A 22,593-nucleotide genomic window follows, 5' to 3' on the forward strand; every position below is an offset into this window, starting at 1 on the left:
GGGCAAAGTTTATCATAGCCCCAGAAGGGTCAAAACCTTTTGATTATTTAACCACTAAGATACTAACCACTGCTGCCAAACGTCCACGACTAATTGGCGCTCTTGCGTAAATTTATCGTCAGCAACATCGGCATCTAGGTTAAGTAAATTACGGTGATGAATTTGGTCACGCATCGAAGTATAGGCGTTGGTCACCGCCATTGCCTGATGTTCATCCATGATTCCCTGAGCGATGAGCGATTCGAATATGCGCACGTTATCCGACCATCGCGTCAGCTTCGGTTTATCATGGCTGTAATTAAGCACCAAGTATTGCGCGAGAAACTCAATATCAGTAATCCCGCCTGGGTCTTGCTTCAACATAAAACGACCGGCTTTTTTTCCACCTAAGTGATCGCGCATTTTAATTCGCATATCAACCACTTGCTTTTTCAACTCTTCGGTTTCACGCGACAGACACAAGATCCCGTGACGAATCTTATGGAACGCTCGTTGTAGCGGTTCATCACCATAGATCATACGAGCGCGCACTAATGCTTGATGCTCCCAGGTCCATGCTTCCGTGCGTTGGTACTCGTCAAACGCATCCGTTGGACTGACTAATAACCCCGAAGCACCCGATGGACGTAAGCGAGTGTCCACTTCGTACAGAATGCCTGATGCTGTGCGGGTTGAGAAAATATGGATAATGCGCTGAGCAAGACGCAGATAGAACTGACGCCCATCAATATCTTTCTTGCCATCGGTATAAGCACTCATAGGGCAGTCATGCATAAATACGATATCTAAATCGGAATTGTAGCCCAGCTCCCAACCGCCGACTTTACCGTAACCAACAACGGCAAAGCCTTTACCTTCGCGATCTTTCAGATGGTTAGGTTGGCCATATTTCGCCACCATCTGCAGCCAAGCTTGATTAACCACACACTCAACAATCGCTTCCGACAAATACGTTAAGTGGTCACTCACTTTCATCACAGGCAACACACCTGCGATATCCGCAGCGGCAATGCGTAAGATACAGATTTGCTTGAATTGACGCAGCGCTTCCATCTGCTGCTCCATGTCATCTTCAGGGATACGAGCAAGGTAATCACGTAACTCGGTACGATACGATTCAAGAGGAATTGGGTTATACAAATGCTGCGGGTCAATCAGCTCATCAAGCAGAATTGGGTAACGCCCAAGCTGCTCAGAAATCATTGGACTCGCGGTGCATAGACGCACAAGTTGAGTCAAAGCGGCACCATGTTCATCCAATAGCTCTAAGTAAGTGGTTCGTGTCACGATGCGGTGCAACAAATGCAGGACTCGTGGTAAACCAAACTGTGCATCTGGATGGGCAAAGATCGCTTGAAATATTTTTGGCATCAGACGGTTAAGCACTTCTCGCCCACGAGGACCTAAGGTTTTCTTTGCCAAGTCTTGTTTGAAATTAATGATGGTTTGCGCCATCTTCTCTGGCTCAACCGCTTGGATATCATTAATAAGAATGTTTTCAATCACATCACTGTGCTGCGCCATGTCCCACAATTCATTAAAATGTTTGGCAACCTCGCTCTGCTCTTCTTCATCATCACCGATCAAATGAGTAAACACTGCGTGCACATTATTCATATTTAATTGCACTTGCTGATGCAGTTGTTGCCAATCTTGGTAGCCCATCGCGACCGCAAGTTGTAAACGCTCAATCTCACCATCAGGTAACGTTTGGGTTTGTTTATCGGCCATGGCTTGCAACAAGTTCTCAAGGCGTCGTAAGAACTTGTAGGCATCACGTAAATGCGTCACGTCTTGCTTATTCAACAATTCAAGTTCATCAATTGCCTCGAGGGTGACCAATAAGCCGCGCTGACGCAGGCTTGGCTCACGTCCACCACGGATCAACTGAAAGACCTGAGCAATAAACTCCACTTCACGGATGCCACCAGCCCCTAGCTTAATATTGTTACTCAAGCCGCGACGGCGTACTTCACTGCTGATCATCGACTTCATACGGCGCAAAGACTGAATGGCACTAAAGTCGATATAACGACGAAATACAAATGGACGCAGCATCTGGCGTAATTCTTGGTATTCAGGGTACATCTCGCGCCCCATCACACGCGCTTTGATCATGGCGTAGCGTTCCCAGTCACGTCCTTGCTCTTGATAATAATCTTCAAGGGCCGCGTAACTCATCACCAATGGACCGCTATCACCAAATGGACGAATACGCATATCAACGCGATAACAGAAGCCATCAAAGGTTTGCTGATCGAGCGCTTTAATAATGCGTTGACCTAGACGAGTAAAGAATTGCGCATTCGCAATGCTGCGACGAGCGCCTTGCGTCTCACCGTTTTCTGGGTAAGTAAAAATCAGATCAATATCGGAAGAGAAATTGAGTTCACCACCACCCAGCTTCCCCATACCAATGATCAACATCGGCTGTGCTTCGCCTTCGGCATTGCAAGGTGTCCCCCATAGCTCACAACAAGCTTTGTATTGCCACTGATAAGTTTCAAAGATCATTGCTTCTGCAAGTTGGGACAAATGCTCCAAGCTCTCTTCAAGTGACCAACTACCACAAAAGTCACGCCAAGCAATATAAGCCATCTCGCGGTTGCGGAACTGCCTCAACACTCGCTGACCACTCATCTCATCAAAGCAATCACTCAACTGGTTAGCCAATACATCGCGATACAAACTAACGCGCTCATTTTGCTCCAGCATAGTGGGTAACTCATTACGCAGCTGCTCATCTTTTGCCAGCACTTCCAAGACGAATTTACTTAACCCGGCAACATGCTCGAGCTGTTGATAAACTGTCTCTGGCCATTGTTGTGCTAATTGGTACTCAGCTAAGTTATCCAATGCAGACTGTGATAGCGATGTAAGTTGGGTTGGCAACGGCATGGTTCTTCCTTGTAAAAGCCAAATATTTGAGATGACTTGGCTCATTAATCAGGGCGACTGAGGATCTTATTCCTGGAGCCACAAATGTTTTTGAATATATATAACAAACTTTACCCAATAAAAAACGCCCGCGAAATATGTGCGGGCGTTTATTCAGTCACTCTGTGAGATCACACTTTGAATGCGGTGATTTTCTTATCTAACTCTTCAGCATTTTTCTGCATAATTTCGGATGTTTCTAGTAGTTCAGAGACAACGGTTACCGATGCTTCCACCAACTCACGTACGTTGGTAAGATTTTGACTCATCTCTTCTGCGACACTGCTTTGCTGACCGGCTGCCGTCGCGATTTGGAAGTTCATGTCGTTGATCTGGTTAACTTGTGAAACAATGCCATCCAACTCACTACCGGCATTCGTCACCAGTTCGACCCCTTCCGCTGCCTCAACCACACTTTTTTCCATCAGCTCTACTGCTGAATTTGCACTGCTTTGCAACTGAGAAATCATTTCCTGAATCTCCACCGTCGCTTGTTGTGTGCGTTGCGCTAGGTTACGCACTTCATCCGCTACTACAGCAAAACCACGCCCGGCTTCACCCGCACGTGCCGCTTCAATCGCGGCATTAAGAGCAAGCAAATTGGTTTGTTCTGAAATACCTTGGATGGTACCCACCACACTGCCGATTTGTTCAACGCTTTCTTCCACTTGGTTTACCGCTTGCGCTGATGCTGCGATATCTTGAGAAAGCTCACTGATTTTACCCACAGTATCCTGAACAAAACGTTGACCGGTTACCGCTTGTCCAGAGGCACTCTCCGTTAAAGAGGAAGCATTTTGCGCATGATCTGCCACCGTCTGAACTGTCGAGGTCATTTCACTCATCGCAGTTGCCAACTGGTCGATCTCTTGAAACTCTTCCATTGCCGACTCTTTGGTTTCTGACATGCTGAGCGTCATCACTTCCGTTAGACCCGCCAGTTCTTGAGAAGAGCTAACCTGCGTTTTGATCAAATCTTGCAACTGAGTACGCGTTTTTTCTAACTCACGCGCCACGTCGCCATACTCATCACGACATTCAAGACGAATTGGTGAACTCAAGTCGCCACTTGCCATGCGTTTTATTGCCTCATTGATATAGTTTGTTTGACGTAGCATGACCCGTGCTGCGAACAACAATACGCAAATAAAAATGGCGATCAAACCGATGGTTTGCCAAACGATATCCACCAGATAGGCTTCATAATGTTGGCGAGCAACTTCGGTATCGTTGGTGACTGCTAAAAGTGAATCGTAGAACGTTTCTGCGTCCCATAATTGCTTGCCGACGATCAGTAAGGTACTGAACACCATCAGCATGGCCATTTTAGGAACGAGACGAATATCCGTAATCACTCGCTCCCATGGCTTAAATGCCATTGTCGTCATTGTTAGTTCTCCACTAAGTCATATAATCTTTCTACAGCGGCGGAAAGAGCCTTCAAAAAGAAATGGTACTTTTGTACTAGCACCTACATTTATTTCGAGCTTCGTATGAAAAGAAATGATAACAAAGACGAAACCAAGCCGATGAGCTTGCTGTCACTAATTCTCTCTTTTATGGCGCTATTTGTGATCTCAGCCCTATTGTTTTTACCAATAAATTCCGAGACACGTCAGATTCTTATCGGCTTAGACTTCGTTGTTTGTAGTATTTTTCTTCTACAACTTACGATTGATTTGATCCGCGCCGAAAATCGAGCCGGTTTTATGAAAAAACATTGGATTGATTTCATTGCCAGTGTGCCAATGATCGAACCTCTACGCTTCGCGCGCATTTTTCATATTTTGCGAGTCATCCTAGTGATTCGTTCAAGCCGCAACATCATTAAGCAACTTCTTAGTAACCGTAAAGAAACCACTATTGCATCTATTTTGCTATTGCTGGTGGTGCTCTTAACCCTAGGATCCAGTGTGATGTTATTTGTTGAGGGACATTCGCCAGAGGCAAATATCAAAACCGGTGGGGATGCGCTTTGGTGGGCTCTAGTGACCATTTCCACTGTGGGTTATGGCGATCACTACCCAGTGACCGAAGTTGGTAAAGTGGTTGCAGCCGCGATCATCCTGAGTGGCGTGGGGCTGTTTGGTATGATCTCAGGTTTAATTACATCAGTGATCACTTCACCGAGTAAAATGCAAGCGCTCAAGGCAGAGCAAAAAGAGAAGCAAATGCTGGTGCTACTCGAGCAACAACAGGTGATTCTGCAGCGCCTTGAAAAGCTCGAAAGAAAAATGAGCAAAGACATTGATAAGTTGCATCAGGGTAACTCTGCGACATCAAAGCCTAGTGATAACGATACAAACCACATTTAAGACTGAGAATAACAAAAGAGAGCCGAGGCTCTCTTTTGCTTATAACGATGAGTACGTCGTGACTAGTCTTGCCAATAAGGCTCAGCTTCAATACAAATCACACGTGTTTGTTCCATCGCATGCAATATTGAGGTCTCTTGACGGAATAACCAGCGCTCTAGCTGCTCACGCTCTTCCCCTTCCAGCTTATCAACCAATAGCTCTAGTGGCTTCAGCGTCAGTAGGTCATCAGTACCTTGTAACAAGTCAGCCCAAGGTAAGCGGAAGCTATTGCGTTCATCAGCGTCATATAAGCTAGCGAAACCAACGCCAGTGTAGAGATTGCGCATCAGGCGGTATTGCTGCTCAATGTAATCTTGCGGGTTCATCACTTTCTCTGGCGGAAAAGCTTCCATCAACTCATGCCAAGTGCGCTCTAGCTGCTCCACAGAGAATGGTTGGATGTTTTGTGCCATCGCTTGGCGAGATTTATCGTCTAAGAAAGGTTGCCAACCTCGACTCAGAATCCAGCGGCTCAAGTCCAAAAGTAACCCGGTATAGCGAGCAGAATTAAACTGCTCTAATACCTCTTCACGTTCTGGTAATTCGCGCTGAATCTCAGTCAGTTCAGCGATTAAGAACTTGCGTGCGTCCAACTTGCGTAACGCATGACCTTTGTCTTCGAGTAAATCGTCGAGGTAGTCATATTGCTTGATCCATCCAAGGTCTTGCTCTAACCACTTTAGCTCTTGGCGAATCAGCGCGCTCGCTTTACGCGGTACAATATCACCATAGATAGTCAAGGTTTGGCGGATGAAGCTAATCGAATTCTTGATTTCATGCAGCGCATCGATCGACTCACGCTCAGAATAGATTTGTTCATGGTAATGCCAATGCGATAGGGCATGCTCTAAAGACGTTATCAGACAAGATTCCACCGTGTCGTACTTATCTGTCGCCACAAGTTCCATCGGTTTGACTTCATCGCCTTTATAGCCATGAGCAAGACGGTAACCTCGAGCCGCTTTACTTAAGTTACCTAAACGCATACCACCGTTATCACTCAAGCTACGCGCCAAAGTAAACAAGGCATCGGTTTGGCCTGATTTAAGCTCAAGCTCTACTTCACAAATAGTATCTCTATCTTCACCGGAGATCACTTCACCTTGGTCAAACGCGACTTCTACTTGGCTACCGTCAGCCATCGCAATGAGCCATTGCTCACGCGTGAAGTTGGTCGAAAAGAGCGGCGCAAGTTCTGCCTGCAATGTTTCAACATCTTTGCCTGTTGGCCAAATATCACCAGGATGCAAAGATAAATCAGGTTCATTGCTGGTATGCTCAGCATTATATTCAGGGCGCTGATGTAAACCAGCTACCACGCGTCCCGCGGTTTTTACCGTTTGAACATAAACCTCATCGAAACGGCGAATGCGCAGACCAATATCATGCTGTCTTAGCCAGTTTTCTGGTGTATCAAAATAAGTGTTACCCAGCTCACGACAGCTATGCTGAAGTATCTTTGCTTCAGAAATTTTTTGGCGTAAAGTTTCTGAAAAATCTGGAGAAACAAAAAACTTCAGTTCTATCTCGGTTTCCATAGTTATACCTTTCAAAGCAGATAGAGACAGGATATTGCGATAATTCGCACTCGGCAAGAGAGAAATATCGCTCAATTGATGATCTAAAACAGTTTTAATGATGGATTTAATGCGTTACCATGCGCGCCTTTATAGCCATCGCACAACATTTCGCCCGTAAAGGGTGTATTGTTACTTATGGGTTATATTTAGTAGGTTGAATGACCATGCCAGTAAATACAATTATGGGGTTATTTGCAAAGTCCCCTATTAAGCCTTTGCAACGTCACGTAGTGTGCGTAAACGAATGTTGCTCTCATCTCGTTAACTTCTTTGAGGTTTGTGCTCAAGGAGACTGGGAGAAAGCATCAGAAATTCGTGCACAAATTTCTCATCTAGAGAAAGAAGCTGACGTACTCAAGCGCGAAATTCGTATCAAACTTCCTCGAGGTTTGTTCATGCCTGTCGACCGTAGTGACATGTTGGAACTACTGACACAGCAAGACAAACTTGCAAATCTAGCAAAAGACATTGCCGGTCGAGTTTATGGCCGCCAACTAGCAATTCCTGCTCCTCTTCAAGAAAACTTTATCGCATACGTTAAGCGCTGTTTAGACGCCGCTCAACAAGCGCAGAAAGTGATCAGCGAGTTGGATGAACTGTTGGAAACAGGATTTAAAGGTCGTGAAGTCACTCTAGTTGCGGAAATGATTAACCAACTAGATAAGATTGAAGATGACACCGATGCGATGCAGATCCAACTTCGCCAACAATTGATGGCGATTGAGCACGATCTGAATCCAATCGACGTGATGTTCTTGTACAAGATTTTAGAATGGGTAGGCGGTATTGCCGATCAAGCACAGCGTGTAGGTGCTCGATTAGAAGTGATGCTTTCCCGCTCATAAATGTAAGTTAACTCAATAACGAGCACATCTTTAAGACACACCCCAGTTAGGCGATGAGTATTTCGACGCTTAAGGGGTTTTGTTGTGTTTAAAATTTGGCTCCGCTTATTATCAAACAACTAGGTATTACGATGGATATCCTTGCGAACTATGGCACTGTCCTGATTATTGTTGCAGCTATTTTTGGTTTTATGATGGCTGTGGGTATTGGTGCTAACGATGTAGCCAATGCTATGGGTACATCAGTAGGCTCAAAAGCTCTGACTGTTAAACAAGCAATCATCATTGCGATGATTTTCGAATTTGCTGGTGCTTATCTTGCTGGCGGCGAAGTAACCGATACAATCCGTAAAGGCGTTATCGAAACTTCTCTATTTGCCTCTCAACCAGATGTGCTTGTTTACGGCATGATGTCTGCGCTTCTTGCAGCAGGTACATGGCTACTGCTAGCGTCATACATGGGCTGGCCGGTATCAACCACTCACTCAATCATCGGTGCAATCATCGGTTTTGCGTGTGTTTCAGTGGGTACTGAAGCAGTGGACTGGAGCAGCGTTCAAGGTATCGTAGGTAGCTGGATTATTACCCCTGTTATCTCAGGTTTCTTCGCTTATGTAATCTTCGTCAGTGCACAACGACTGATCTTTGATACAGAGAAGCCGCTATTTAATGCTAAGCGCTTTGTACCTGTTTACATGTTCATCACCACGATGGTTATCGCACTAGTAACCATCAAAAAAGGTCTTAAGCACGTTGGTCTGCACCTAAGCAACACTGAAGCTTGGATGTGGGCGGCTGGTGTTTCAGCGCTTGTTATGGTTGGTGGCTACATCTACATTCAGAAGAAATTTGCTGATCGTGAAGACGACCATGGTTTCTCTGGCGTAGAAGGTATCTTCAGCGTACTAATGGTTATCACTGCATGTGCGATGGCGTTTGCACACGGTTCAAACGACGTAGCTAACGCGATTGGTCCTCTGTCTGCCGTTGTATCAACGGTTGAACACCTAGGCGAAGTAACAGCGAAAAGCACTATCGCATGGTGGATTCTACCGCTAGGTGGTTTTGGTATCGTTGTTGGTCTAGCGACCCTAGGTCATAAAGTAATGGCGACGGTAGGTACAGGTATTACTGAACTAACACCAAGCCGTGGCTTTGCAGCGCAGCTAGCAACCGCATGTACCGTAGTACTGGCTTCTGGTACTGGTTTACCTATCTCAACCACGCAAACACTGGTTGGTGCGGTTCTTGGTGTAGGTTTTGCTCGTGGTATCGCAGCACTTAACCTTGGCGTTGTACGTAACATCGTTGCATCTTGGATTGTGACACTTCCTGCTGGTGCTCTACTTGCTGTTGTGTTCTTCTATGCAATTCAGGCTTCGTTTAGTTAATCAAGTATAAGTCAGCGAAATGTAAGCTGACTGTCATTATTGACTCAAACACGCAGAAAGGGAGGCTTAGCCTCCCTTCTTTGTTGCACCATAAATAGAAACTTCATACTATTTGCTCCTCGGGGTTAACCCTTCCCTGAAAGCTTGATGACTGTTAAAGGATTTACCGTGAAAAAACTGGTTCTAATGATCTTTGCCCTCATCATTGCAGCACCTTCTGCAATGGCGCAAGATCGCTATATCTCTGATAATCTATTCACCTACATGCATTCCGGTCCGAGTAATCAGTACCGCATTATTGGCAGCGTAAATGCAGGTGAAAAAGTAAAACTGCTATCGACTAACAAAGAAAATGGCTTTAGCGAAGTTGTTGATGATCGTGGTCGTAAGGGCTGGGTATCAACCAAGTTCGTTACTGTGCAAGAAAGTATGACGACTCGTCTACCACGCCTAGAAAAAGAGCTAGCGGACGTAAAATCAAAACTGGCGAATGCCAATGAGAACGCAGACAAAGAAAAAGCAGGTTTGGTCGACTCACTAGAAACAAGCAATAGCCAGATTGCCCAACTGAAAAAAAGCAACTCAGAAATGAACCAACAGTTGCTAGCATCGCAATCGGAAGTTCGTGACCTACGTGCTAAGCTCGACACACAAAAAGATGATCTGCTGATGAAGTACTTTACTTACGGTGGTGGTGTTGCGGGTATCGGTCTACTACTTGGTTTACTTCTGCCACACATTATCCCACGCAGAAAACGCTCTCCAGCGGGCTGGGCATAAGCAAAATATCAATAAGGTCACCAATGGTGACCTTATTACTTTCTAGCTAACCTTGCCAGTCATACAGCGCAGGCACTTGGATACGCTGATTATCAAACTCGATAACACAAGCTTGTGGCTCTATCGATATCAATTTCACCCCATCAGCTAACCAACTCCCCTCTTGGAATTCGGTGTTGTTGACTTTTACCCAGCGCTTATTCGGATTAGATGAATAAACGTGGGTTTGAAAATTCAACGCAGGTAAACGCCCTGTCCACAGATTCACATCACTGGTTAAAAGGGATTGGGCAAATTCGTCATCTGTCACTGTCTCGGGTGATTCGGACTCCATCGCCGATTGAAGCAATTGCGCGACATCCGGTGATAAGGTCGAAAAATCGATGCCTTGCAACAAGTCATCTTGCTCTTCAGCCCCCTGCTCTGGCTCACCTTCTCGATTCGATGGCGTATTAAACCCATCTTGAATCTGCGTTGTGGCTGTAGGCTCAACAGGTTTCATCACAGCAGGCGCAATCGGCAATCGTTGAGTATCAAGTAACACCCCAACATCAGGATAACTTAGCGATTGAATGGGTTGAGAAAATCCCACCACTTCCACCCCGCCAGTATTGCTTGCTAACCAGCTGTCACGCATTTCAATATAGGTAATTGTCGTGACAGCGAGAGACACCACGACGGCAGGCAGCGCAATTAAAACCGCACACTTGCCCCATCCCCGACTCGGTTTAATCGTTTGATTAGCATGATAAACGGCGCCATCGGCATGATGCGCTTGATAGCCTTGCTGGGACGCTTCTAACGATTGAATTAAGTTCGCCATTAGATACCCTCCAAAACGGTTAAATGTGGCGCATTGTCACTTTGAGCCAACCATTCTAGGTTTCTCAAGGTATTGGCTCCGGCAATACCATCCACATTCAAACCTTGCCAGCGCTGGAACAGGCTCACTTTGTCTCTCAGGCTATTACCATAGGCACTCTCGTTAGACGTCGGCATTTCCAATACTTTCGATAACTCAGTATCGAGAGTTTTTACTTGATTGCCCGTCATCCCTGGCTTCAGCGTTTCGCTCCATAAGCGCTGCCAAATTAGATGATATTCACCATGCCATATCTGGTTGAGCCAACGACGCTCAAACTCGACTCGCTGGCTATCAATCAGCAGTTGTACTCTCTCTGGAGTCGCACGGTACAGTACCGCAAAACGTGGTTCACCGTTAAACTCTAAACTTAAGACGACGGGTAAATTGCGCTCAAGCAATTGATCGAAATCACCTTGTAATCGCTGACAATTAAATACGGAGCTTTCACTGGTTTCACACATTTTATCCACCACAGATGCGCGGTAGCCCCATGCGTAGTAGAGCTCATTTAATCCATCAGCAAGCGAAGAAGGTTTTGCTAAAAGGTTGGTTAATTCACTAGGGAACACCTCTTTGCGCTCCACCACTAGCGGCTGCTCAGGGTAGGTTTGCTGTATTTGTGCTTGAATTGGCGCAGAAATATAACCGGGTAAGTAGAACCAGCTCGCACTGGCTAATGCCAAACCTAGCGCGGTTGAAGCAGCATACTTCCACTTCTGGCTAGCCTGACGATCTTTAGTCACATGAGCTTGATAGAAAGCGGGCTGAAAACTCATCACCTCTTCACACGCTTCATTGACTGACTGTGTACTTGGTTGTAGTTCACCAACTTGATAGGCGCGCTTTAATGCCGCATCACACACCAAATTAATCAGGCGCGGGATACCCAAAGTCGCTTGAGCAATCTGTTTTAAGCATTTAGTAGAAAATAGTTCGCTATTGCCACCAGCAAGCTGCAAACGAAACTGAATATATTTCGCGGTTTCATCACTGTCTAAAGGCAGTAGATGATAACGACCAGTAATACGCTGGGCGAGTTGTCGCAATTGGGGCATCTGCAATTTTTGCTGCAACTCAGGCTGACCAATTAACAGCACCTTGAGTAACTTTCGTTGTTCGGTCTCTAAGTTGGTCAACAGGCGAAGCTGTTCTAATACTTCGGCTGACAGGTGTTGCGCTTCATCGATAATGACTAGGGTCTGTTTACCGTCGCGGTAGCTCTCCAATAGAAACTGCTTAATTGTATCCGTCAGTTGTTTGATCGATGCTTGTTCGGCGTAGAACAAACCAAACTCATCACAGATCGCTTGTAAAAGCTCTAGGCTAGAAAACGTCGGATTGAGAATCGAGCCAATCTGAGTCGAACTATCAAGTGCCTTAATCATCGCTTTGGAAACGGTAGTTTTACCTGTCCCTACTTCCCCTGTCAGCATGGCAAAACCGCCACCATCACCTAACCCAGCCTGCAGGTGATGCATCGCTTCTTTATGACGCTGACTTAAATAGAGAAAACGTGAGTTGGGCACAATGGAAAAAGGTAACTCGACAAACCCGAAATGATGGTTATACATGACACTAGTCGCTGGGAATTTATTGGTAACGAAAGTACCATTGCCTACTACAATAGGCAATGATGATAGTGAGCGAGAACAAAGTGCAAAAATATCTTGTGGGCGGTGCGGTGCGCGATCAACTGCTTAATCTAGCAGTGTATGACAAAGACTGGGTAGTCGTTGGGGCAACCCCTGAGCAAATGCTGGCTGCTGGTTACACCGCGGTCGGCAAAGACTTTCCGGTATTTCTGCACCCGAAAAGTAAACAAGAGCACGCGCTGGCGCGAACTGAACGCAAAACGGGCGCGGGTTACACTGGCTTTCAATGTCATTTTGCACCCGATGTCACATTGGAAGATGACCTCATGCGCCGTGATTTGACCATCAACGCGATGGCGCAAGATGAGCAAGGCAACATTATCGACCCCTATCATGGTCAAAAAGACCTAAACGATCGCATTCTAAGACATGTCTCGGCAGCTTTTGTTGAAGACCCACTCCGCGTACTTCGCGTCGCCCGCTTTGCCGCTAAACTCACACATCTCGGTTTTAGCGTCGCGCCAGAAACCATGGCATTAATGGCTCAAATTGTTGCGGATGGAGAACTCGAACATCTCACTGCTGAACGTGTGTGGCAAGAGTGGCATAAATCCCTCTCGACACAAGATCCGCAAGTATTCCTTTCGGTATTGCGCGAATGCGGTGCACTCAAAGTGGTATTGCCGGAAATTGACCGTCTATTTGGCGTACCACAACCTGAGAAGTGGCATCCAGAAATTGATACTGGTGTTCATACCTTAATGGTGGCGAAACAAGCCTCACTACTTTCTGAATCGACTACGGTAAGATTTGCCGCGCAAGTGCACGATTTGGGTAAAGGTGTTACACCACCAAGCGAATGGCCAAGCCATAAAATGCACTGCCATACCGGGCTTAAGATCATCAAAGCGTTATGTGAGCGTGTGCGAGTACCTAACGACTACCGAGATCTCGCGCTAATGGTGTGTGAGCAGCACTCTAACATCCACCGAGCAGCGGAACTGAAACCTGCGACTAAGCTCAAGATCCTCAACAAATTCGACGTGTGGCGTAAACCAGAGCGCCTCAATGATATCTTGCTCTGCTGTATGGCCGATCATCAGGGTCGCAAAGGTCTTGAGCATATCGACTATCCACAAAAAGCGATTTTTGAAGCTGCCTATCAAGCCGGTTTAAGCGTGCAAGTACAAGAGATCATCGCTGATGGCTTTAAAGGCGCCGCGATTCGCGAAGAGATGGAAAAGCGCAGGGTCGAAGCGATAGCGAGCGCATAGGGATGCGGGATGCGGGATGCGGGATGCGGGATGCGGGATATTTTGTCTTTTAGAGAACAAGTTGAGTCAATGGTTTTTACTAATTGAGAGTGAGCCTCAAACCTTACCATCCTCAAGAGCGAGATACGAGCGAGTTGGGGATCTACCTTAGACTCCAGAAAAGCCAGATTCCGTAAGCGCAGCGCTCCGTAAGGCGAAGCCGTTCCCATATCCCGAAGCAAAGCGTTCCATAGGGCGAAGCCCGTTCCCATATCCGTAAGCAAAGCGTTCCGGAGGGCGAAGCCCGTTCCCACATCCCGGAGCAAAGCGTTCCGTAAGGCGAAGCCGTTCCCGCCTCTCGAAGCGCAGCGTTCCCGATTCTCTGTCTCGAGAAAAACAAAAGGCCCCACCGAAGTGGAGCCTTTCTAAAAAGCTATTTAGCTAAGCTTATGATTAAGCTTGACCTTTAACTTCTTTAAGACCGCTTCTTTGAAATATGGGGGAGCGCGCTCACCGTGAGCTTTCCTCCAAATACAAAAACGCCCCACCGAGGTGGAGCGTTTCAAAGCATTAAGCTAATAACTTAGAAATCTAAATTATTGACCTTTAACTTCTTTAAGACCGTTGAAAGGAGCGCGCTCACCTAGAGCTTCCTCGATACGGATAAGTTGGTTGTACTTAGCAACACGGTCAGAACGGCTCATAGAACCAGTCTTGATTTGACCTGCAGCAGTACCTACCGCTAGGTCAGCGATAGTTGCATCTTCAGTTTCGCCTGAACGGTGAGAGATTACAGCTGTGTAACCTGCGTCTTTAGCCATCTTGATTGCAGCTAGAGTCTCAGTTAGAGAACCGATTTGGTTGAACTTGATTAGGATAGAGTTAGCGATGCCTTTCTCGATACCTTCAGCTAGGATCTTAGTGTTAGTAACGAATAGGTCGTCACCAACTAGTTGAAGCTTGTCACCTAGAAGTTGAGTTTGGTGTGCGAAACCAGCCCAATCAGACTCGTCTAGACCGTCTTCGATAGAAACGATTGGGAACTTGCTAGCTAGGTCAGCTAGGTAGTGGTTGAACTCTTCAGAAGTGAAAGTTTTACCTTCGCCTTTCATGTTGTAGATGCCAGCTTCTTTGTCGAAGAACTCAGATGCTGCACAGTCCATAGCTAGAGTAACGTCTTTACCTAGTTCGTAACCAGCAGCTGCAACAGCTTCTGCGATAACTTCTAGAGCTTCAGCGTTAGACTTAAGGTTTGGAGCGAAACCACCTTCGTCACCAACTGCAGTGCTGTAGCCTTTAGACTTAAGAACTTTAGCTAGGTTGTGGAATACTTCTGCACCGATACGTAGAGCTTCTTTAAGAGTCTTAGCACCAACTGGTTGGATCATGAACTCTTGGATGTCAACGTTGTTGTCAGCGTGCTCACCACCGTTGATGATGTTCATCATTGGTAGAGGCATAGAGAACTGACCAGCAGTACCGTTTAGCTCAGCGATGTGCTCGTATAGAGGCATGCCTTTAGCAGCAGCTGCTGCTTTAGCGTTTGCTAGAGAAACCGCTAGGATAGCGTTAGCACCGAATTTAGATTTGTTTTCAGTACCGTCTAGTTCGATCATCACTGCGTCGATTGCAGCTTGGTCTTTAGCGTCTTTACCAACTAGAGCTTCAGCGATTGGGCCGTTTACAGCTTCAAGAGCTTTAAGAACACCTTTACCTAGGAAACGTGATTTGTCACCGTCACGTAGCTCAAGAGCTTCGCGTGAACCAGTAGAAGCGCCTGATGGAGCTGCTGCCATACCAACGAAACCGCCTTCTAGGTGTACTTCAGCTTCAACAGTTGGGTTACCACGTGAGTCGATGATTTCACGACCTAGAACTTTAACGATCTTAGACATTAATGTTTCCTCTCGTATAAATATAAATGTCGAAATTAAAGGGCAGTCGCAAACCTTCGCAACTGCCCGTATCCTTTTTACTTCTTACTTCAATTCACCGCGCGAGTTTTCTCCCGCAGCTTTTACGAAACCTGCAAACAATGGGTGACCATCGCGAGGAGTCGAAGTGAACTCTGGGTGGAACTGAGCCGCTACAAACCATGGGTGGTTCGGGTTCTCAATCATTTCCACTAGTTTCTTGTCCGCTGATAGACCTGATACTTTCAGACCCGCTTTCTCGATTTGCGGACGAAGGTTGTTGTTCACTTCGTAACGGTGACGGTGACGTTCGTGAATCGTCGCGTTACCGTATAGTTCACGAGCTTTAGTGCCTTTCTCTAGGTGACATAGCTGTGAACCAAGACGCATTGTACCGCCTAGATCTGATGATTCAGTACGTTCTTCAACTTTACCTTCAGCATCAACCCACTCAGTGATTAGACCAACCACTGGGTACTTAGTGTCTTTATTAAATTCTGTTGAGTGTGCGCCTTCCATACCCGCAACGTTACGCGCGTATTCGATCAGTGCCACTTGCATACCTAGACAGATACCAAGGTAAGGAACTTTGTTTTCACGTGCGTATTGTGCAGCAAGGATCTTACCTTCAATACCACGGTCACCAAAGCCACCCGGTACTAGGATTGCGTCTAGACCTTCTAGAACTTCAGTACCTTTAGTCTCTACATCTTGAGAGTCTACATACTTAATAGTGACGCTTAGACGATTTTTCAAGCCCGCGTGTTTCAATGCTTCGTTTACTGACTTGTAAGCATCTGGTAGTTCGATGTATTTACCGACCATACCGATAGTTACTTCGCCCGTTGGGTTCGCTTCTTCGTAGATTACTTGTTCCCACTCAGAAAGGTCTGCTTCTGGTGCGTTGATACCGAAACGAGCACAAACTAGGTCGTCTAGACCTTGAGACTTGATAAGTTGAGGGATCTTGTAGATTGAATCTACGTCCTTCATTGAGATTACCGCTTTCTCAGGAACGTTACAGAATAGCGCAATCTTCTTGCGCTCGTTCGCTGGGATCATACGATCTGAGCGGCAAACTAGGATATCTGGTTGGATACCGATTGATAGCAACTCTTTTACAGAGTGCTGAGTCGGTTTAGTTTTCACTTCACCTGCTGCTGCAAGGTAAGGAACTAGAGTTAGGTGCATGAACATTGCGCGTTCACGGCCGATTTCAACCGCTAGCTGACGAATCGCTTCCATAAATGGTAGTGACTCGATATCACCTACCGTACCACCAACTTCAACGATCGCTACGTCATGGCCTTGAGAACCATTGATCACGCGGTCTTTGATTGCGTTTGTGATGTGAGGGATAACTTGGATAGTTGCACCTAGGTAGTCACCACGACGCTCTTTAGCTAGAACGTCTGAGTAAACACGACCTGCTGTAAAGTTATTACGCTTAGTCATCTTAGTGCGGATGAAACGCTCGTAGTGACCAAGGTCAAGGTCTGTCTCTGCGCCGTCTTCTGTAACAAACACTTCACCGTGTTGAGTTGGGCTCATAGTACCTGGGTCAACGTTGATGTAAGGGTCAAGCTTCATCATAGTCACTTTAAGACCACGAGCTTCAAGAATAGCTGCAAGAGATGCTGCTGCAATACCTTTACCTAGAGAGGATACAACCCCGCCAGTAACAAAAATGTAATTTGTCGTCATGTTTAACCTGAAATTGGTTGAATGAGGGAAAATGGATTTCTTCTGGACGGGATGTAAATATACCAGAAGCCCCTTACCGCCACAACGTGAAATCTATCACACCACTATTAATTATTTTTTGCTTCAAATCAAAGTGAATGATTCAGATTAATTAAACTTGTAAATAGGATGAGTCAATTTTATCCCAAATAAGCCTAATTACAGCGCGATACCCCGTTCTTCTTGCTTAATTTTTTGCCAATATTGCTCAAGTTCATCTAAGCTACAGTCCGATAAATTTTTTCCGTCTTGATAAACTTTTTCTTCCACCCCGGCAAAACGACGAGCAAATTTTAGGTTTGCTTTCGCTAACGCCACCTCTGGGTTGGTATCCAAATGTCGTGCTAAATTGACCACAGCGAACATTAAATCGCCTAATTCCAGCTCAATATTCTCCTGTTTGCTGTCAGCAAGCATCGACTCTTCAAGCACCTCATCCAGCTCTTCACGCACCTTGTCGACCACAGGTCCTAATGAGTCCCAATCAAAACCAAAACGAGCACACTTCTTCTGTATCTTTGTAGCACGTAATAAAGCAGGTAGAGAGTTTGGTATTGAGTCTAGAATACTTTGCTCTGATTTGCCTGCCTCTGCCTTTTCTTTTGCTTTCTCCGCTTCCCAATTGGCGTTGATTGCTTCATCGGATTCAAACTCAACATCGGAAAATACATGCGGATGGCGACGTGTTAGCTTTTCATTCACTGTCTCAACCACCGCAGAAAAGTCAAACAGTCCCTGCTCTTTTGCTAGCTGGCTGTAGAAGATAACTTGGAACAATAAGTCGCCCAACTCTTCTTTTAGATTCGACCAGTCTTGGTTGTGAATAGCATCAACCACTTCATAGGTCTCTTCTAGCGTGTGCGGCACAATAGTGTCAAACGTCTGCTTACGATCCCACGGACAGCCCTTCTGCGGGTCACGCAGCGTCGCCATGATCTGTTCTAACTGTTCAATTGGATGACTCATTACTTTTCTCCTCTGCTCGTCTGTTGTACGAGCAGCTAATAAACAAAAAGGTGAGCAGCACAAACCACTCACCTTGAATTTTTTCTATCGCGTAACGTTAAGTCGTAGCCGCATGTTTTTTTAAAAGCGAGATTCCCTATCACGTTCGTTCCTCACTGTAGGGAATGACAATACAGGGGCTCGCGTGCTTACTCTAACTATCCATTTTTCTAAATAGTTGACTCTTAGCTCTCACACTACAACTTTTTCGCTATAGATTTGGCGTCGTAGCTAGGCAGCCAGTAAAAATATGCTCCTAAACATAGCCTACTATGCGATGGAGATATTCCCTGCAACCATCAGAGCTTAGCCTAAATGTCTATTTTTCTAAGTAGTTGACTGTTAGCTCGCACACTACAACTTTTTCGCTAAAGATTTGGCGTCGTAGCTAGGCAGCCAGTAAAAATATGCTCCTGAACATAGCCTACTATGCGATGGAGATATTCCCTGCAACCATCAGAACTTAGCCTAAATGTCTATTTTTCTAAGTAGTTGGCTGCTAGCTCTAGGCGGCAAGTTGATTTCGACTCCTGAGCATAGTCCACTATGTGATGGAGCGAAATCAACGCAGACAACAACGAGATACAGCCAAATACGACGAAAAATTTAGCCGAGGCGCTTCACCAGCATCACATCTTTAATCTGCTCAACCCGACTAATCAAACGATTCACCACCTCGATATTGCTGACCTCTAGATCAAAATCTAGGATCGACAATTGATTGCGGTAATCGACGCGGCTCTTCATGCTGTTCACTTTCACTTTCTCGTTGGCAAACAGAGTGGTGATTTCTTTGAGTAGACCACTACGCTCCATTGCCTCGACACGCAGTGTCAGCATGTAGGTACCGGCAAAACCGGCGCCCCAGACGGTATCAATGATACGCTCTGGCGCGTGATGACGCAGATCATCAAGCTGTTCACAGTCGGCGCGGTGCACTGAGATACCACGACCTTGAGTGATGTAACCTTTGATTTCATCACCTGGAATCGGCTGACAGCAACGTGCTAGGTGCGTCATTAGGTTATCTACCCCTTCCACCACCACGGCGTCTTTATTTGGACGTGTTGGGGTTGAAGGTTTGTTTTCCGCTTCAAGCAATTTTTCTAGTGCTTGCTGATCTTCTTCTTCGGCGGTAGGTTTATTTACCAGCGCGTTGATGTGGTTGATGATCTGGTTAATACGCAGGTCACCACTACCGACGCCGACGAATAGCTCATCAGAGGTATTCATGTTGAAACGCTTGAGCGCATACTGCTCTGCGTCTTTTAGCGTCGCACCGATTTTCGCCAACTCATGCTCAAGGATTTCACGCCCTGCTTCGAGGTTTTTCTCACGGCTCTGCTTACGGAACCAAGCGTTGATCTTGGCACGTGCACGCCCTGACGTAACAAACCCTGTTGATGGGTTTAACCAGTCACGTGATGGGTTGGGCTCTTTCTGGGTGATGATTTCAACCTGATCGCCCATTTGCAGTTTGTGAGTAAACGGCACGATACGACCACCGACCTTGGCACCGATACAACGGTGACCAACCATCGAGTGAATGTGGTAAGCAAAATCGAGTGGCGTTGCGCCCATTGGCAGATCGACTACGTCGCCGCGTGGCGTAAAGGCATAGACGCGATCGTCGAAGACTTGGCTACGAACTTCATCAAGCATTTCACCTGAATCAGACATCTCTTCTTGCCAATCCAGTAGCTTACGTAGCCAAGTAATTTTCTCATCGTAACCACTGCGACCGCTGCCACCTTCTTTGTACTTCCAGTGCGCCGCCACACCAAGTTCAGAATCTTCATGCATCTGCTTGGTACGAATTTGGATTTCGATGGTTTTACCTTCCGGACCAAGAATCACAGTGTGAATCGATTGGTAACCATTGGGTTTAGGGTTGGCAACGTAGTCATCAAACTCGTTCGGTAGATGCTTGTATTTGGTATGCACTACGCCAAGTGCGGCATAACAATCTTGCAGTTTGTCCGCGATGATACGCACGGCACGCACATCGAAAAGCTCGTCAAACTCCAAGCCTTTCTTCTGCATTTTGCGCCAAATACTGTAGATGTGTTTTGGACGACCACTCACCTCTGCGTTAATGCTTGAAGTTTTCATTTCTGATACGAGGTCGTCAACGAAATCTTTGATGTACTGCTCTCGAACGATACGACGCTCAGAAAGCTGTTTGGCAATTTGCTTATAGGTTTCTGGCTGCTGGTAGCGGAAAGCGTAATCTTCGATTTCCCATTTAAGCTGACCAATGCCGAGGCGGTTAGCAAGTGGCGCATAAATATTGGCACACTCTTTTGCTACTGCACGACGCACTTCGTCTGGCGCTTTTTTCACTTCGATAAGATTACAGATACGCTCTGCCAGCTTGATCACCACGCAACGGAAGTCATCAACCATTGCTAGCAGCATACGGCGCACGTTATCGACTTGAGCAGAGGCAGCACTACCCTCTAGGGTCACGTTTAGTTGACCTAGTGCCGCCATCTCTTCGACACCATCAATCAATTTGATGATCTCGTTACTGAAATCTTCTTCAAGTTTCTCACGCTGCAATGCACCGCTGGAAACCAACGGGAACAGCAGCGCTGCAATCAACGTTGGTTTATCCATTGATAACGTAATCAAGATCTCAATCATCTCTCGACCACGCCACAGTAGCAGTGGAGCGTTCTCGTTACCTTGAAGGTATTGTTCACACTGATGATAAACTTGTGTTAAGCGCTGAGCAGTTTGTTGTTCCTGCTTTAAGCTAGTAATCCACTTATCTAGCTCAAACTGTTCATCTTGATTTAAATGCGCGCTTCTTACCGCAACCATCTTTTTTCGTCCTAGTAGTGATTTTATTTACCGACTAACCATGTCTTATAGGCTATTACAGCCTGTGTTAGTTCACTTTTTATTTTACCTAGCGCATGACAAATAATGCCATTGACTCAAGGTGTCCCGTGTGAGGGAACATATCTAGCATACCGAGTTTCTCCAACTGGTAGCCTTGTTCTAACAAGCTTTGGCTATCTCGCGCCAATGTAGCTGGGTTACAAGAAACGTATACTACACGGCGTGCGCCCAAACAAGAAAGCTGCTCTACTATACCACTTGCACCCGCTCGAGCTGGATCGAGCAGTATCTTATCAAATTTTTCACTTGCCCATGGCTGTGTTGACATATCTTCTGCCAAGTTTGCTTGATAGAACGATACATTATCAATCTGGTTGAGTTGGGCGTTTTGTGTCGCTTTTTCCACCATCGCATCGACGCCTTCCACGCCGATCACCGATTTTACCTGCTTTGCCATAGGCAAACTGAAGTTACCTAAACCACAGAATAGATCGAGTACATGGTCTTGTTTATCCAGTTCCAGCCATGCCAATGCCTGTGCCACCATTTTCTGGTTCACCACTTGGTTGACCTGAATAAAGTTATTCGGCGCAAACGGAATCGTCACACCCGCCTCAAGGTAATGGGCTTCTTCACCCACCACCAAATCCAACTGTTCCGCCTGCGGCATCAAGTAAAGCGCAGCATTGTGTTGTGAGGCAAAGCTTTCTAGTTGCTGCTGCTCTTTGTTGGTCAACGGCTTTAAGTGGCGCAACACCATTACATTGGTGTTATCGCCTTTGACCAATTCTACGTGACCAATCGATTCTTGGCGGGTAAAGCCTTGTAGTAGCTGATACAGCTCAGGCAACATCGCATTAAGGTCATTATCCAATACTGGGCAATTAGTTACCGTGACAATCTGCTTGCTTTGCTTACGGCGAAAGCCAAACTGCAGTTTGCGCGTTTTCTTATCCAACATCACGCTAATACGTGCACGGCGACGATAGCCCAAGCTTTCGCCTGTGATCGGAGCGCTCAACTCCAAGGTTTGTCCGGCAAACTTGCGCATCAAACCAGACAGCGCTTGCTGCTTGTATTTAAGCTGGGCTGACTCTTCAAGATGTTGCAGATTACAGCCGCCACATTCATGGTAGTGTGGACAAAACGCTTTGACACGCTCGTCACTGCTGGTTTGTACTTTAATCAAATTAGCACGAGCGAACTTACTCTTAGATTCTGTCAGTTGCACTACTACCTGCTCGTTTGGCAGTGCGCCTTGGATAAACATCGGCTTACCGGACGGATAAGCGATGCCGACACCTTGGTGATCGAGTTTTTCCACCGTCACTAACTGGTGTTTAGTATCTAATTGAGTCTTCTTCTTTGGTTGGAAAAAACGCGCCATGCTCTGTGCCTGTAATGAATAACTTGATTTGCTCCTCAGACGTCACCTTTTCACGTCTGAGTCATTGTTTGTGCCGCTTGGGTTGATTATGCTTATCG

The 22,593-nt window shown here is 46.2% G+C and carries 15 protein-coding genes; 5 read left to right on the forward strand and 10 right to left on the reverse strand.

The genetic code is table 11. The features are described from left to right. Window positions 1-54 precede the first annotated feature (54 nt). Together glnE and GZN30_RS10465 are read right to left on the reverse strand one after the other, a co-directional pair. On the reverse strand, window positions 55-2,898 hold the full coding sequence (gene glnE / locus GZN30_RS10460) for a bifunctional [glutamate--ammonia ligase]-adenylyl-L-tyrosine phosphorylase/[glutamate--ammonia-ligase] adenylyltransferase (RefSeq protein WP_075651367.1): 2,844 nt from the start codon (window positions 2,896-2,898) through the stop codon (window positions 55-57). A gap of 170 nt (window positions 2,899-3,068) precedes the next feature. Next, window positions 3,069-4,325, reverse strand: a complete 1,257-nt coding sequence (locus GZN30_RS10465; RefSeq protein ID WP_075651366.1) for a methyl-accepting chemotaxis protein — start codon at window positions 4,323-4,325, stop codon at window positions 3,069-3,071. Window positions 4,326-4,430: 105 nt separating this feature from the next. Between GZN30_RS10465 and GZN30_RS10470 the strand changes: the two genes are divergently transcribed. Continuing rightward, a complete protein-coding gene (locus tag GZN30_RS10470) occupies window positions 4,431-5,252 on the forward strand; it encodes a potassium channel family protein (RefSeq protein ID WP_075651364.1) in 822 nt (273 codons plus the stop codon). A gap of 62 nt (window positions 5,253-5,314) precedes the next feature. Here the strand turns inward: GZN30_RS10470 and GZN30_RS10475 are convergent, their stop codons facing one another. Continuing rightward, the gene (locus tag GZN30_RS10475) at window positions 5,315-6,832 is read right to left on the reverse strand and encodes a CYTH and CHAD domain-containing protein (protein ID WP_075651362.1); all 1,518 of its coding nucleotides are present in this window, start codon (window positions 6,830-6,832) and stop codon (window positions 5,315-5,317) included. 206 nt (window positions 6,833-7,038) lie between these two features. On the opposite strand from GZN30_RS10475, the gene GZN30_RS10480 reads away from it, so the two are divergent. From GZN30_RS10480 to GZN30_RS10490, 3 genes are all read left to right on the forward strand, one after another. After that, window positions 7,039-7,719 (forward strand): TIGR00153 family protein, encoded by a 681-nt coding sequence (locus GZN30_RS10480; protein WP_075651361.1) that lies wholly within the window; start codon window positions 7,039-7,041, stop codon window positions 7,717-7,719. Between the two features lie 131 nt (window positions 7,720-7,850). Beyond that, window positions 7,851-9,110, forward strand: a complete 1,260-nt coding sequence (locus GZN30_RS10485) for an inorganic phosphate transporter (protein ID WP_075651359.1) — start codon at window positions 7,851-7,853, stop codon at window positions 9,108-9,110. 168 nt (window positions 9,111-9,278) lie between these two features. Further along, window positions 9,279-9,890, forward strand: coding sequence for a TIGR04211 family SH3 domain-containing protein (locus GZN30_RS10490; protein WP_075651357.1), 612 nt, complete (start codon window positions 9,279-9,281; stop codon window positions 9,888-9,890). A gap of 46 nt (window positions 9,891-9,936) precedes the next feature. Here the strand turns inward: GZN30_RS10490 and GZN30_RS10495 are convergent, their stop codons facing one another. Both GZN30_RS10495 and GZN30_RS10500 read right to left on the reverse strand, forming a co-directional pair. After that, window positions 9,937-10,713: a general secretion pathway protein GspB gene (locus GZN30_RS10495; protein ID WP_075651355.1), complete on the reverse strand. Its 777-nt coding sequence runs from the start codon at window positions 10,711-10,713 to the stop codon at window positions 9,937-9,939. Further along, the gene (locus tag GZN30_RS10500; RefSeq protein ID WP_075651353.1) at window positions 10,713-12,326 is read right to left on the reverse strand and encodes an ExeA family protein; all 1,614 of its coding nucleotides are present in this window, start codon (window positions 12,324-12,326) and stop codon (window positions 10,713-10,715) included. Before GZN30_RS10500 ends, GZN30_RS10495 begins: the two co-directional genes overlap by 1 nt. A gap of 83 nt (window positions 12,327-12,409) precedes the next feature. Here GZN30_RS10500 and GZN30_RS10505 point away from each other — a divergent pair, with 83 nt between their 5' ends. Next, window positions 12,410-13,621, forward strand: coding sequence for a multifunctional CCA addition/repair protein (locus GZN30_RS10505; RefSeq protein WP_075651535.1), 1,212 nt, complete (start codon window positions 12,410-12,412; stop codon window positions 13,619-13,621). 575 nt (window positions 13,622-14,196) lie between these two features. Here the strand turns inward: GZN30_RS10505 and eno are convergent. The 5 genes from eno to rlmD form a co-directional block, all read right to left on the reverse strand. Beyond that, window positions 14,197-15,495 carry a phosphopyruvate hydratase gene (gene eno, locus GZN30_RS10510; RefSeq protein WP_075649700.1) on the reverse strand — a complete coding sequence of 433 codons (1,299 nt, stop codon included), beginning with the start codon at window positions 15,493-15,495 and terminating at the stop codon, window positions 14,197-14,199. 84 nt (window positions 15,496-15,579) lie between these two features. Next, window positions 15,580-17,217 carry a CTP synthase gene (locus GZN30_RS10515; RefSeq protein WP_075649699.1) on the reverse strand — a complete coding sequence of 546 codons (1,638 nt, stop codon included), beginning with the start codon at window positions 17,215-17,217 and terminating at the stop codon, window positions 15,580-15,582. A 198-nt stretch (window positions 17,218-17,415) separates the two neighbouring features. Beyond that, window positions 17,416-18,222 carry a nucleoside triphosphate pyrophosphohydrolase gene (gene mazG / locus GZN30_RS10520; protein WP_075649698.1) on the reverse strand — a complete coding sequence of 269 codons (807 nt, stop codon included), beginning with the start codon at window positions 18,220-18,222 and terminating at the stop codon, window positions 17,416-17,418. Window positions 18,223-18,867: 645 nt separating this feature from the next. Continuing rightward, window positions 18,868-21,087, reverse strand: a complete 2,220-nt coding sequence (relA, locus tag GZN30_RS10525; RefSeq protein WP_075649697.1) for a GTP diphosphokinase — start codon at window positions 21,085-21,087, stop codon at window positions 18,868-18,870. 88 nt (window positions 21,088-21,175) lie between these two features. After that, window positions 21,176-22,495 (reverse strand): 23S rRNA (uracil(1939)-C(5))-methyltransferase RlmD, encoded by a 1,320-nt coding sequence (gene rlmD, locus GZN30_RS10530; RefSeq protein WP_075649696.1) that lies wholly within the window; start codon window positions 22,493-22,495, stop codon window positions 21,176-21,178. Between the last annotated feature and the right edge of the window lie 98 nt (window positions 22,496-22,593).

It is taken from the genome of Vibrio ponticus (assembly GCF_009938225.1).
Taxonomy (GTDB): Bacteria; Pseudomonadota; Gammaproteobacteria; order Enterobacterales; family Vibrionaceae; genus Vibrio; species Vibrio ponticus.